Source organism: Pseudomonas sp. LJDD11, assembly GCF_024584215.1.
Lineage (GTDB): Bacteria > Pseudomonadota > Gammaproteobacteria > Pseudomonadales > Pseudomonadaceae > Aquipseudomonas.
Genome location: NZ_JANJFL010000021.1, coordinates 1 through 12,614, shown reverse-complemented (window position 1 = coordinate 12,614; position 12,614 = coordinate 1). Strand labels below are relative to the sequence as shown.

The 12,614-nt window shown below is 58.8% G+C and carries 14 protein-coding genes and 2 pseudogenes; 7 read left to right on the top strand and 9 right to left on the bottom strand.

Annotated elements, in window-relative coordinates; translation table 11 throughout:
• The first annotated feature begins 20 nt into the window (after positions 1 to 20).
• The 4 genes from NRB16_RS20975 to NRB16_RS20960 are packed head-to-tail and all read left to right on the top strand — an operon-like array spanning position 21 to position 3,230.
• Positions 21 to 620 carry an aminodeoxychorismate/anthranilate synthase component II gene (locus NRB16_RS20975; RefSeq protein WP_045484218.1) on the top strand — a complete coding sequence of 200 codons (600 nt, stop codon included), beginning with the start codon at positions 21 to 23 and terminating at the stop codon, positions 618 to 620.
• Positions 621 to 641: 21 nt separating this feature from the next.
• The gene (gene trpD, locus NRB16_RS20970) at positions 642 to 1,691 is read left to right on the top strand and encodes an anthranilate phosphoribosyltransferase (protein ID WP_045493900.1); all 1,050 of its coding nucleotides are present in this window, start codon (positions 642 to 644) and stop codon (positions 1,689 to 1,691) included.
• Positions 1,688 to 2,530, top strand: a complete 843-nt coding sequence (gene trpC, locus NRB16_RS20965) for an indole-3-glycerol phosphate synthase TrpC (RefSeq protein WP_045484216.1) — start codon at positions 1,688 to 1,690, stop codon at positions 2,528 to 2,530. Before trpD ends, trpC begins: the two co-directional genes overlap by 4 nt.
• 13 nt (positions 2,531 to 2,543) lie before the next feature.
• Positions 2,544 to 3,230 carry a lipoate--protein ligase family protein gene (locus NRB16_RS20960; protein ID WP_257106845.1) on the top strand — a complete coding sequence of 229 codons (687 nt, stop codon included), beginning with the start codon at positions 2,544 to 2,546 and terminating at the stop codon, positions 3,228 to 3,230.
• Positions 3,231 to 3,236: 6 nt separating this feature from the next.
• Here the strand turns inward: NRB16_RS20960 and crp are convergent, their stop codons facing one another.
• Complete coding sequence (crp, locus tag NRB16_RS20955; protein ID WP_045484213.1) at positions 3,237 to 3,881, bottom strand: cAMP-activated global transcriptional regulator CRP; 645 nt, start codon at positions 3,879 to 3,881, stop codon at positions 3,237 to 3,239.
• Positions 3,882 to 4,111: 230 nt separating this feature from the next.
• Between crp and NRB16_RS20950 the strand changes: the two genes are divergently transcribed.
• A complete protein-coding gene (locus NRB16_RS20950) occupies positions 4,112 to 4,534 on the top strand; it encodes an OsmC family protein (RefSeq protein ID WP_045484210.1) in 423 nt (140 codons plus the stop codon).
• 49 nt (positions 4,535 to 4,583) lie between these two features.
• Here the strand turns inward: NRB16_RS20950 and coq7 are convergent, their stop codons facing one another.
• The 5 genes from coq7 to hemJ form a co-directional block, all read right to left on the bottom strand.
• Positions 4,584 to 5,231, bottom strand: a complete 648-nt coding sequence (gene coq7 / locus NRB16_RS20945; protein WP_045484207.1) for a 2-polyprenyl-3-methyl-6-methoxy-1,4-benzoquinone monooxygenase — start codon at positions 5,229 to 5,231, stop codon at positions 4,584 to 4,586.
• A 121-nt stretch (positions 5,232 to 5,352) separates the two neighbouring features.
• Positions 5,353 to 5,697: a histidine triad nucleotide-binding protein gene (locus NRB16_RS20940; protein ID WP_290447337.1), complete on the bottom strand. Its 345-nt coding sequence runs from the start codon at positions 5,695 to 5,697 to the stop codon at positions 5,353 to 5,355.
• 56 nt (positions 5,698 to 5,753) lie between these two features.
• Positions 5,754 to 6,533, bottom strand: coding sequence for an SDR family oxidoreductase (locus NRB16_RS20935; RefSeq protein WP_045484204.1), 780 nt, complete (start codon positions 6,531 to 6,533; stop codon positions 5,754 to 5,756).
• A gap of 41 nt (positions 6,534 to 6,574) precedes the next feature.
• On the bottom strand, positions 6,575 to 7,450 hold the full coding sequence (locus NRB16_RS20930; RefSeq protein WP_045484203.1) for a DUF805 domain-containing protein: 876 nt from the start codon (positions 7,448 to 7,450) through the stop codon (positions 6,575 to 6,577).
• An 89-nt stretch (positions 7,451 to 7,539) separates the two neighbouring features.
• On the bottom strand, positions 7,540 to 7,965 hold the full coding sequence (hemJ, locus tag NRB16_RS20925; protein ID WP_257106844.1) for a protoporphyrinogen oxidase HemJ: 426 nt from the start codon (positions 7,963 to 7,965) through the stop codon (positions 7,540 to 7,542).
• Between the two features lie 223 nt (positions 7,966 to 8,188).
• Between hemJ and erpA the strand changes: the two genes are divergently transcribed.
• Positions 8,189 to 8,539, top strand: a complete 351-nt coding sequence (erpA, locus tag NRB16_RS20920; protein WP_045484197.1) for an iron-sulfur cluster insertion protein ErpA — start codon at positions 8,189 to 8,191, stop codon at positions 8,537 to 8,539.
• A 52-nt stretch (positions 8,540 to 8,591) separates the two neighbouring features.
• Here the strand turns inward: erpA and NRB16_RS20915 are convergent, their stop codons facing one another.
• The 3 genes and pseudogenes from NRB16_RS20915 to NRB16_RS29830 form a co-directional block, all read right to left on the bottom strand.
• Positions 8,592 to 9,686, bottom strand: a complete 1,095-nt coding sequence (locus NRB16_RS20915; RefSeq protein WP_253116943.1) for an anhydro-N-acetylmuramic acid kinase — start codon at positions 9,684 to 9,686, stop codon at positions 8,592 to 8,594.
• 3 nt (positions 9,687 to 9,689) lie between these two features.
• Positions 9,690 to 10,805, bottom strand: a pseudogene (locus tag NRB16_RS20910) (peptidoglycan DD-metalloendopeptidase family protein); the annotation flags it as partial.
• Between the two features lie 68 nt (positions 10,806 to 10,873).
• Positions 10,874 to 11,129: pseudogene (locus NRB16_RS29830) on the bottom strand (peptidase M23); the annotation flags it as partial.
• Between the two features lie 201 nt (positions 11,130 to 11,330).
• Between NRB16_RS29830 and tyrS the strand changes: the two are divergent.
• The gene (gene tyrS / locus NRB16_RS20905; protein ID WP_045484193.1) at positions 11,331 to 12,530 is read left to right on the top strand and encodes a tyrosine--tRNA ligase; all 1,200 of its coding nucleotides are present in this window, start codon (positions 11,331 to 11,333) and stop codon (positions 12,528 to 12,530) included.
• The last annotated feature ends 84 nt before the right edge of the window (positions 12,531 to 12,614 follow it).

The following is a 12,614-nucleotide window of genomic DNA, read 5'->3' as shown; positions in this document are numbered from 1 at the left end:
GAATTCAAGAGGTGAGCTACATGCTGCTGATGATCGATAACTACGACTCCTTTACCTACAACGTCGTGCAGTACCTGGGTGAGCTGGGTGCCGATGTCAAAGTGATCCGCAACGACGAATTGACCATTGCCCAGATCGAGGCGCTCAACCCTGAGCGTATCGTGGTATCGCCAGGGCCTTGCACGCCTAACGAGGCTGGCGTGTCGCTTGAAGTGATCCGTCACTTTGCCGGCAAGCTGCCGATTCTCGGTGTCTGCCTGGGCCATCAATCGATCGGTCAGGCGTTTGGTGGTGATGTGGTGCGCGCCCGCCAGGTGATGCACGGCAAGACCAGCCCGGTGGCCCATGAAGACCTGGGCGTGTTCAATGGGCTGAACCAGCCGCTGGTGGTGACCCGTTATCACTCGCTGGTGGTCAAGCGCGAGACGTTGCCCGACTGCCTGGAAGTCACTGCCTGGACGGCGCATGCCGATGGTTCAGTGGACGAGATCATGGGCCTGCGGCACAAGACTCTGAATATCGAGGGTGTGCAGTTTCACCCCGAGTCGATCCTCACCGAGCAGGGTCATGAGCTGTTCGCCAACTTTCTCAAACAGACCGGCGGCAGTCGTCAGGCATAAGGAACTCCCATGAGCAGCACAATCAATATCAAGACTGCCCTGGACCGGGTGGTCAATCATCTGGACCTGAGCACTGAAGAAATGAGCCAGGTGATGCGCGACATCATGACCGGTCAGTGCACCGAGGCGCAGATCGGCGCGTTCATGATGGGCATGCGCATGAAAAGCGAGAGCATCGATGAAATCGTCGGCGCTGTCTCGGTGATGCGTGAGCTGGCAGGCCAGGTGCAGTTGCAGACGCTGGAGCGGGTGGTCGACATTGTCGGCACCGGTGGTGATGGCGCGAATATCTTCAACGTATCCACCGCCGCCTCGCTGGTGATCTCCGCTGCTGGCTGCACCGTGGCCAAGCATGGCAACCGTGCGGTGTCGGGCAAAAGCGGCAGTGCCGACCTGCTTGAAGCTGCCGGTGTCTATCTGAACCTGAGCCCGGTGCAGGTCGCTCGTTGCATCGACAGTGTGGGCATCGGCTTCATGTTCGCGCAAATGCACCATGGTGCCATGAAGTACGCCGCCGGCCCCCGGCGCGACCTGGGGCTGCGCACCCTGTTCAACATGCTTGGCCCGCTGACCAACCCGGCCGGTGTGCGTCATCAGGTGGTGGGCGTGTTTACCCAGGCTTTGTGCCGGCCGCTGGCCGAGGTGTTGCAGCGCTTGGGTAGCAAGCACGTACTGGTGGTGCACTCTCAGGATGGTCTGGACGAATTCAGCCTGGCAGCGCCAACCTTTGTCGCTGAATTGAACAACGATCAGATCACTGAGTACTGGGTCCAGCCCGAGGACCTGGGGATCAAGAGCCAGAGCCTGTATGGCCTGGTAGTCGACAGCCCGCAAGCGTCGCTGGAACTGATTCGTGATGCGCTGGGACGACGCAAGACCGAGAGCGGGCAAAAGGCTGCCGAAATGATCGTGCTCAACGCTGGCGCTGCACTTTACGCCGCTGATCATGCCTACAGCCTCAAAGAAGGCGTGGAGTTGGCTCACGATGCGTTGCACACTGGTCTGGCCCGGGAAAAACTCGAAGAGCTGGGCGCTTTTACCGCCGTATTCAAGCTGGAGAATGAAGGATGAGCGTGCCGACGGTTCTGGAAAAAATCCTGGCCCGCAAGGCTGAAGAAGTCATTGCCTGTCGTGCCCGGGTCAGCCTGGCCGAACTGGAACAACAGATTGCCAGGGGTGATGCACCGCGTGGCTTTGCTAATGCATTGATAGAACAGGCCAGGCGCAAGCAGCCGGCAGTGATTGCCGAGATCAAAAAGGCCTCACCGAGCAAAGGCGTGATCCGCGAAGATTTCAAGCCTGCCGAAATCGCCGTCAGTTATGAGCAGGGCGGGGCGACCTGCCTGTCGGTTCTGACTGACATCGACTTCTTTCAGGGCGCTGATGCGTATCTGCAGCAAGCCCGTGCGGCGTGCAAGCTGCCAGTGATCCGCAAGGATTTCATGATCGACCCGTATCAGGTGGTCGAGGCCCGTGCGCTGGGCGCCGATTGCATCCTGCTGATCGTTTCGGCCCTGGATGATGGGCGCATGGCTGAATTGGCCGCAACCGCCAAGGGCGTTGGTCTTGATGTCTTGGTCGAGGTCCATGACGGTGAGGAGCTGGAGCGCGCACTCAAGACTCTGGATACCCCGCTGGTGGGCATCAACAACCGTAACCTGCACACCTTCGACGTTAGCCTGGAAACCACGCTGGACCTGCTGCCGCGCATTCCGCGTGACCGTCTGGTGATCACTGAAAGCGGGATTCTCAATCGCGCCGATGTCGAGCTGATGGAAATCAACGACGTGTATTCGTTCCTGGTCGGCGAGGCGTTCATGCGTGCCGAGCAGCCGGGCACCGAGTTGCAGCGTCTGTTCTTCCCCGAGCGCGGTGCAGCGCCCAGCGCTATCGGGCCGGTGATTGACTGACCCGGTGGCCGGCATGATCGTCGAGGCAGGTGTAGAGCAAGGTCTGCAGGCTGAGCTGGACCTGCTTGGCACGGTGTGCGTCGGTGAGGCCGAGCATGGCCTGCTGTTCTGGCGTCCTGACCGGCAGGCCTTGGTCATGCCCCGGCGCATGAGCCGGCTGGCCGGGTTCGACGAGGCTTGTAAGGTTCTGGCCGAAAGCGGCTGGCCGGTCTTGCTGCGTGAGACCGGTGGTGAGCCGGTGCCGCAATCACCGGCCACGGTGAACATTGCGCTGGTCTATGCCCAGCCTGCGACGGATGTGGATCGCGACCGTATCGAGACGGCTTACCTGCGGTTATGCCAGCCAATGCTGAAGGTGCTTGCGGCGTTCGGCGGCCAGTCATCGTTGGGCGAGGTTGAAGGCGCATTTTGTGACGGGCGTTACAACGTCAATCTCAATGGCCGCAAGCTGGTGGGCACTGCCCAGCGCTGGCGCCAGGCCCAGGGTGGAGCACGTCCGGTGGTGTTGGTGCACGGCGCACTGCTGCTGGACAACCAGCGTGACGAGATGGTGGCAGCGGTCAATCTGTTCTACCAAAGCTGCGGACTGGCGCCGCGAGTGCAAGCCAGCAGTCATATTGCGCTGCGTGAAGTCTTTAGCGATGACCAGTTGCTTGAGCACCTGGCCGCAGCCTATCGGCAATTGCTCGCCGGGTTGTAACCTGCCTCAGCGGGTGCCGAACACCACCATGGTCTTGCCCTTGACGTGAACCAGGCGTTGTTCTTCCAGTGACTTGAGTACGCGCCCGACCATTTCTCGCGAACAACCCACGATACGGCCGATTTCCTGGCGGGTGATCTTGATTTGCATGCCGTCCGGGTGAGTCATGGCATCGGGTTGCTTGCACAGGTCCAACAGGGTGCGTGCCACCCGCCCGGTGACATCCAGAAACGCCAGGTCTCCGACCTTGCGCGTGGTATTGCGCAGGCGTTCGGCCATCTGGGCGCCCATGGTGTAGAGAATCTCCGGCTCTTGCTGGCTCAGCTCGCGGAATCTGGCGTAGCTGATCTCGGCGATCTCGCACTCGGTCTTGGCCCGCACCCACGCGCTACGCGGCGACGCATGGCCAAGAGGCTCGAACAGACCCAGCTCACCGAAGAAGTCGCCGCTGTTGAGGTAGGCGACGATCATTTCCCGGCCTTCGCTGTCTTCGATCAGAATCGTCACCGACCCTTTAACGATGAAGAACAGCGACTCCGAAGGGTCGCCTGCGCAGATAATGTGGCTTCTGGCCGGGCAGCGGCGGCGTTGGGCGTGCGTCAGGAGCTTGTCGATGCTCTTGAGTTTTGGATTGAGGGCGATGACGGCCATGCGTATTTCCCGAAAAAGTCTTGCGCCAGATTGCTTGTTATTGATTATCGGCCAAATCGTCATTCTCCCCAGCACGATGAGAGCACTTTGGCATTATTTCCGAAGTTTCCTACACATCTACCTTTAAAGTCATGACTTATATAGGCGGGCGGGAGTAAACACCCGGCTTGCACTCAACGCGCAACAGCCCCTAATCTGGCGACCCTTTTTTCCAGCAGTGGAGTCTGGCGATGAAAGCACGCATTCAATGGGCTGGCGAAGCCATGTTCCTCGGCGAGTCGGGCAGTGGTCATGTGGTGGTGATGGACGGCCCGCCGGAGGCCGGAGGCCGTAACCTTGGGGTACGGCCGATGGAGATGGTGCTGATCGGGCTGGGTGGTTGCAGCAATTTCGACGTGGTGAGTATTCTCAAGAAGTCCCGCCAGCCGGTCGAGAGCTGCGAGGCGTTTCTGGAAGCCGAGCGCGCTTCGGAAGATCCGAAGGTCTTCACCCGCATTCATCTGCACTTTGTGGTCAAGGGCCGAGGTTTGAAAGAAGCCCAGGTCAAGCGTGCCATCGAACTGTCGGCAGAGAAGTACTGCTCGGCCTCGATCATGCTGGGCAATGCCGGGGTGAAAATTACCCACGACTACGAGATCGTCGAGTTGGGCTGACTTTCATGAAAAAAGGCGCTGTCGAAGCGCCTTTTTTCTGTTTGTCATGTCAGATCCGGTAAGTGGTCTTGGTCATGACCTTGGCCACCAGACTCATGCCGAACTTGACCGGCGTCGGGAAGCGAAAACCGCCTGCATCGAGTGCCGTTTCAGCATGATGGGCTTCATCGATGCGCATCTGTTCGAGGATGGCCCGGGACTTTTCGTCTTCGTTGGGAATCTGTTCGAGGTGCTCGTCCAGGTGCTTGCAGACCTGATCTTCGGTCGCGGCGACGAAGCCGAGGCTCATCCGGTCGCTGATTAGCCCGGCAGCGGCGCCAATGCTGAACGACAGGCCGTAGAACAACGGGTTAAGCACGCTGGTATGGCTGCCCAACTGGTGAATGCGTTGCTCGCACCAAACCAGATGGTCAATCTCTTCTTCGGCGGCATGCTCCATGGCCTTGCGTACTTCGGGCAGCTTGGCGGTCAGGGCCTGACCCTGGTACAGCGCCTGGGCGCAGACTTCGCCAGTGTGGTTGATACGCATCAGGCCGGCGATGTGCCGGGTTTCGGTCTCGTCCATCTTGTGCTCCGGCCTCACGATGGCCGGCGATGGGCGCGAAGAGTGACCGCTTGAAGGAAGCAGGGTGCGCATGGCGCTGTCTGCCTGCAGCAGCAGTTTGTCGAGCACAGAGTAGTGGCGTTCGGTTGCCATGGGCACCTCCGAAGATATCGATTGGCCCCAGTCTACTGCAATCCTGGCCCTGAGGCTTGAGGCGGATCATCCTGCCGCGATGTGACTGATTGGCGACAGGATGCAGCCGCTGGTCGTGCACTCAGCCCGGAGGCCAGTTCATCTGACGTTGACCCAGTACGTGCATATGAATGTGATAGACGGTCTGGCCGCCGAGTTCATTGCAGTTCATCACGACGCGAAAGCCGTCTTCGCAGCCCAGCTCTTTGGCCAGCCGCTGTGCGGTGAACAGAATGTGCCCGGCCAGGGCTTTATCTTCTTCAGCCAGATCATTGAGGGTGCGGATCGGTTTTTTCGGGATGACCAGAAAATGCACTGGCGCTTGCGGGGCGATGTCGTGGAAGGCCAGAACCTGATCATCTTCGTAGATGATCTTCGCCGGGATTTCCCGATTGATGATCTTGGTAAAGATTGTCTCCACAGCCATGAACTCCTTGAGGGTGGGTGGGCCTTGCCGCAGTGTACTGAGGCGTTATTGCTTCGTCAGTAATTCAGGCAGCGCTTTCTGTTGAGCAAACCGCTGATCCGGCGGGTCAGCCAGCGTGAGGCCAGCCGTGGCCCGAATGTGCGCAGCTTGTTACGCCAGCCGGGCACGATGATTGCGCAATTGCGCTCCAGCGCGCGCACGGTATACAGCGCCAACTCTTCCGGGGTCATCATCTTGCGGTCGTCGGCGCGAACCTGGGCTGTGCGCCAGAAGGCCGTACGGGTCGGGCTGGGACAGAGTACCGAGACCTTGACTCCGTTTTTGTGGCCCTCTTCGCGCAGGGCTTCGGAAAAATGCAGTACATACGCTTTGCTGGCAGCATAGGTGCTCATCCACGGGCCTGGCTGAAAACCTGCCATGGCGGCGATGTTGAGAATCTGCCCGCCGCCATGCAAGGCCATCAGATTACCCACGGTGTGGCACAGACGGGTCAGGGCAAGGATATTCAGGTCGATCAGGTCCTGTTCGGCGGCCCACTCCTGCCCCAGAAAAGGCCCACATGTGCCAATCCCGGCGCTGTTGACCAGCAGGTCGATCTGATGAGGGCTGTCTTCGAGTTCCAGCAGAAATCCGGAAAGACGCAATGGTTCGCCCAGGTCGCAAGCCCGGAACAGGACTTCGATACCGAAACGCTGGGTGAGCTCCAGGGCGATGCTTTCCAGCAGGTCACGCCGACGGGCCACCAGAATCAGGTTGTGACCCCGGCGTGCCAGAGCTTCGGCCATGGCCAGGCCTATGCCGCTGGTGGCGCCGGTGATCAGGGCGTAACGGGTCATGCAGGTCTCCATCGAACATCATGCGTCGGCTTGTCTGCGGCTTACAGGCTTTGTCTTGAGCTCTGCGGGCTGACTGATATCGACTGCGCAGAATGACTGGAGGTCACTTCCATATGCTCTTTGAGCGACTTGAACATTCCGGCCCCGGTAAACAGGACAACCACAAACAGCAAAGCAAGGGCTGCCAGCCACAGGCCGGTGATCACTTTGACCGTGGTGCTGTTGGCGGGCGGCGGCGGGCCATAGGCGTTGACGCCCTTGCTGCCTGGCATCAGGCACATTACCAGCGGGAAGAAACTGCCGACGACAGGCACCAGATTAAGCAACATGCACCAGCCCGACCAGCCGATGTCATGCAGTCGCTGGACACCCATGGGAATCAGCGCCGCTGCGATGCCGACACCGACCAGCAGCATCGCGACACTGCCGGCGCCATCAGAGGCGCTCATCATCAACCCGGCCAACAAAGACAGCGGGCTGGTGATCACCAGTACCAACAGCGACCAGGCCAGATAACGCAAGCGGCCGATGCGCCCGCTCAGGCTGAAGACTTTGAGTTCAGCATAGGCCGACGGGGTATCGACCTGGGCTTTGGGTGGCGCATAGGGTGAGAGCGTATCGGCGTCGATCGCTGGGCGGGTTTGCGGAACCGGCTCAACCTTGTCCAGGCTCAGGCTGATATCGTGCTCGGGCTCTATACGTGCCTGGACGCCGGCTTCTTGCAGTGCCTGCAGATAACGCTCGGCATCCGCCAGCGCCAGACCTTGCTTCAACGCAACGGGCTGGCCACTGAACAGGGAGGCGACGGCCCCCACCTCAGTCTTGAACAACTGGGCGAGATTGAGTTTCGCGGTTTCGAGCTGTACGCCCTCGCGCAATTGTCCGTCGAACACGATTCGGTAGTGGGGGGCGGCCATGCAAGGCTTCCTTATCGAATATCAAGAGATTGCGGTGACCAAACGACGGCACAGGTGGCGCTTGGTCTGTGAGCTATATCGACGCTGGTCTAGAAAGGTTTGACGACCACCAGAATGACGATAGCCAACAGCAGCAATACAGGAATTTCATTGAACCAGCGGTAAAAAACATGGCTGCGGCCCTTTTCACCGCGGGCAAAGCGTTTGATCTGGGCACCACATACATGGTGATAGCCGACCAGCAGGAACACCAGGGTCAGTTTGGCATGCAGCCAGCCTTGGCTAAGCCAGCCGGGGTTGAGCCAGACCAGCCAGCCGCCGAGCAGCAGCGCGACGATCATTGCTGGCCCCATGATACCTCGGTACAGCTTGCGCTCCATGACAATGAAGCGCTCACGGCTGGTGCTGTCTTCGCTCATGGCGTGGTAAACGAACAGGCGCGGCAGGTAAAACAGGCCGGCAAACCAGCAGACAATGGCAACAATGTGCAGCGCTTTGATCCATAAATAGAGCATGTTAGTGGTTCTCCAGGTTCACGGTGGCCGAATAGTAGGGGGCGTGTGGCCTTACGTCACGTTGTCAGTTGTCGCATGGGGTGAATCGCTGGCCCGCGTCACTGCGACGATCGGCCATGCTCTGGGCGGGTCACTGCTGTTGCTATAGTTGACCTGTTTTCTAGGACAAGCGGATAATGTGCCCATTACGCATTACGACGGCTTTAGCCGGGAGAGATCTGACATGAGCGTGGAAAGCTTCACTCCAGTGGCCCTGGAATTCACCCCTGGTGCCGCGCACAAGGTGAAAACCCTGGTTGATGAGGAAGGCAATGATCGCCTGAAACTGCGGGTTTTCGTGACCGGCGGCGGCTGCTCAGGCTTCCAGTACGGCTTTACCTTCGATGAAGACGTTGCCGACGATGACACTATCGTCGAGCGTGAGGGCGTAAGCCTGGTGGTCGACCCCATGAGCTTCCAGTATCTGGCTGGCGCTGAAGTGGACTATCAGGAAGGTCTGGAAGGTTCGCGTTTCGTGATCAAGAACCCTAACGCCACGACAACCTGCGGCTGTGGTTCGTCTTTCTCGATCTGATCGCCCATAACAAAAAGCCGCGCTGATGCGCGGCTTTTTTGTGGGCGTTTGGTCAAGCCGGGTAAATCGCACCCAGGACACGCAGCCCGCGGGCACCGGTCACCGTCGGCCGATTGGCCGGCACGCTTTCCAGACAGCAATGCGCCAGCCAGGCAAACGCCATGGCTTCGACCCAGTCTGGATCGACCCCGAATTGAGCAGTACTGCTGACCCGTGTATTGGGCAGCAGGCTGGCGAGTCGGTCCATCAGCGCCTGATTGTGCGCACCACCACCACACACCAACAGCTCGATGGTTCCCGACTGGGCGCCCTGTAGCGACTGGGTGATGCTGCGTGCTGTGAGCTCCAGCAGGGTAGCCTGGACATCATGTGCGGGCAGTTCTGCAAAAGCCTGCAAATGCCGCTTCAGCCAGCCCAGGTTGAAGACTTCACGGCCCGTGCTTTTCGGGCCTTGAGTAAGGAAGAACGGATCGCTGAGCAGTGCCTGTAACAGTGGCTGATGGACTTCGCCACTTGCAGACCACTCGCCATTGCGGTCGTAAGGCAGATTGCGCTGAGCCTGAATCCAGGCATCAAGCAAGACATTACCCGGCCCGCAGTCAAAACCGGACACCGGACGATCGGACTCGATCAGGGTCAGGTTGGTAAAGCCGCCTACGTTAAGTACTGCACGACGATCCTTGTTATCGTCGAACAGCGCTTCGTGGAACGCCGGCACCAAGGGCGCGCCTTGGCCTCCGGCAGCGACATCGCGACGGCGGAAGTCGGTCACCACGGTGATTTCGGTGAGTTCGGCCAGCAAGGCCGCGTTGCCTATCTGGATGCTGAAGCCGCGCGCCGGCTCATGGCGAATGGTCTGGCCATGGCTGCCGATGGCGCGAATCTGCCCGGCCACCAGTTTCTGCTCGTTCAACAGAGCCTGTACGCCTTGGGCTACCAGCCTTACCCACTTCTGTTCGACGATCGCTGCTCGTGCCAGCTCGTCATCGCCGGGGGAGCAAAGGCCGAGCAGTTCGGCGCGAAGATCCTCCGGCATGGGGATGTAATGCGTCGCCAATAGCTTGGGACGCTGATCCTGCTCAAGCAGAGCGATATCGATTCCGTCGAGGCTGGTGCCCGACATGACGCCGATATAGAAGTGGGCCATGGTTTACCTTTTGTTCAGCGCCAGTTTGCTGGCTTTATCCTGATCCATACGCGCCATTAGCGGCTGACTCATCTGCAGGAAACGCTGCTTTTCGGCCTTGGCGATAGGTTCTGCCATTGGCAGTTTCTGACCCAGCGGATCGACGTGTACGCCGTTGACCTGAAACTCGTAGTGCAGGTGCGGGCCGGTCGACAGGCCGGTGGTTCCAATATAGCCGATGACCTGGCCTTGCTTGACGCTGCCGCCGGTCTGGACGCCTTTGGCAAAGCCCTGCATGTGACCGTACAGGGTGCGGTAGGTGTCACCATGCTGAATGATCACGGTATTGCCGTAGCCACCACGACGCCCTGCAAGCAACACTTTGCCGTCGCCGGTAGCTTTGATCGGAGTGCCCCGAGGTGCGGCGTAGTCAACACCCTTGTGGGCACGGATCTTGTTCAGGATCGGGTGCTTGCGGCCAGCCGAGAACACCGAGCTGATGCGCGCGAAATCAACCGGCGTGCGGATGAAGGCCTTGCGCATGCTGTTGCCTTCGGCGGTGTAGTAGTTCGCGTTACCTTGTTTGTTGACGTAGCGCACTGCGGTGTAGGTCTTGCCCCGGTTGGTGAACCGGGCGGCGAGAATGTTGCCGTTACCGATGCTCTTGCCGTTGATGACCTTCTGCTCGTAGACCACATCGAACTCGTCGCCTTTGCGCAGATCCTGGGCGAAGTCGATGTCGTAGCCGAAGACTTCGGCCATTTCCATGGTCATGGCGTGGGACAGGCCGGCACGTTGCGCCGATTGCGAAAGCGAGCTGTTGATCACGCCGTGGGCATAGGCGTTACGCACATCCGGCTTGCTGACTTCACGATCGAACGTATAGCCGTTGGCGCTTTTGGACAGGCTGATGGATTCCAGTTCGCTGAGCTTGCTGTGCAGCTTGTTGAGCTGACCGTCCGCAGACAGTTCGAATTGCAGGATCTGACCGTTTTGCAGTTTGCTGAATTGCTTGGCCTGTTTGTCGCTGGCCAGCAGTTCGTGGACCGCAGTGGCCGGCAACCCGACCTTCTCGAACAGGGTCGACAGGGTATCACCCTTGGCTACGACCACTTCACGGTGATTGGGATCTTTCAGGGCCGGAGCGGTTGCCAGCTGGCCTTGCTCGGACTGGCCTTCCGGAATGACGGTTGCTGTTTCGTTTTCGCTGTCAGCCGATTCGATCTGGGCGAATGGTGAATCTGCGCCCTGAGGTGTGGCTTCGGCGCTGTTTGTAGCGTCTTCATGCTGTGCATGCTGTTCGGCAGGCATTTCCAGATCAAGACTGAGATTGGTGCGTTTTGCTTCGACTTCGCTGGATGGAAAAACCAGCAGCGCCAGGCTGAGGAGGGCTGCGATACCGCTTGCAGCCAGTAGGTGGCTCTTCGGGTAAAGCGGCGGCGCTTTAGGCGGAGTGTCGTTCATGGGCTATTTGACTTTGAAAAAGGTGAAATGGAAAAGATGAATGACATGATGAAGATGAAATAACTGTATAAAATATAACCAAATCCGGCGCGAAGCAACCCTGACCGAGAGACGGTCGGGTGGAGCGCCCGTGTGCCGGGCAAAAACTTGTAATTGGGCGCTGATCTTGTAAGGTTGGTTCCCTTCTGAATTGGGGGTGATATGAAATCGGTTGAAGAGCAGTTGGCGCTGATCAAGCGCGGCGCGGATGAGCTTCTGGTCGAGGCGGAGCTGGTAGAAAAGCTCAAGCGTGGCCAGCCACTGCGGATCAAGGCCGGTTTCGACCCTACTGCCCCGGATCTGCATCTGGGGCATACGGTGCTTATTAATAAGCTGCGTCAGTTCCAGGACCTGGGGCATCAGGTGATCTTCCTGATCGGTGACTTCACCGGCATGATCGGTGATCCGAGTGGCAAGAGTGCGACCCGTCCACCGCTGACTCGTGAGCAGGTGCTGGATTACGCCGAGACCTATAAGGCGCAGGTATTCAAGATCCTCGATCCGGCCAAGACTGAAGTGGCCTTCAACTCCACCTGGATGGATAAGCTCAGCCCGGCTGATTTCATTCGTCTTGCGTCGAACTACACCGTTGCGCGGATGCTTGAGCGCGATGACTTCGACAAGCGCTATACCGGCAACCAGCCGATCGCCATTCATGAGTTTCTGTATCCGCTGGTTCAAGGCTATGACTCGGTTGCCCTGCGCGCTGACGTCGAGCTGGGCGGTACCGATCAGAAATTCAACCTGTTGATGGGGCGTGAGCTGCAGCGTTCCTATGGTCAGGAGGCTCAGTGCATTCTGACCATGCCGTTGCTCGAAGGTCTGGATGGCGTGAAGAAGATGTCCAAATCCTTGGGTAACTATGTAGGGATCCAGGAGGCGCCGGGCGTCATCTATAACAAGCTTGTGTCTATTCCGGATGCGCTGATGTGGCGCTACTTCGAGCTGCTGAGCTTCCGTTCGATGGAAGAGATCAATGCGTTCAAGGCTGAAGTCGAGGCGGGCGCCAACCCGCGTGACATCAAGATCAAGCTGGCTGAAGAGATTGTTGCGCGGTTCCATGGCGAGGAAGCTGCCGCCACTGCGCATCGTTCTGCAGGCAACCGCATGAAAGATGGCGAGCTGCCTGAAGATTTGCCAGAGGTCATCGTTACTTCCAATGAGGATCTGCCGATTTCTGCCGTCCTTAATAAAGCAGGGCTGGTGAAGAATGCTGCCGGTGCACGTGATCTGCTGGCGGCCGGCAGCGTGAAGGTCGATGGTGAGGTGGTTGATCGCGGCTTTATATTCAAGCTTGGTGCTACTCATGTTTGCCAGGCGGGCAAGAAGGCTTTTGCGCGTATTTCCCTGAATCGCGAATGATTTTGAAATAAGTGTTGACGGGGTTTCAGATGTCCTTATAATGCGCACCACTTCCAACGCGGAATGAACGAGAAACTCCTTGGT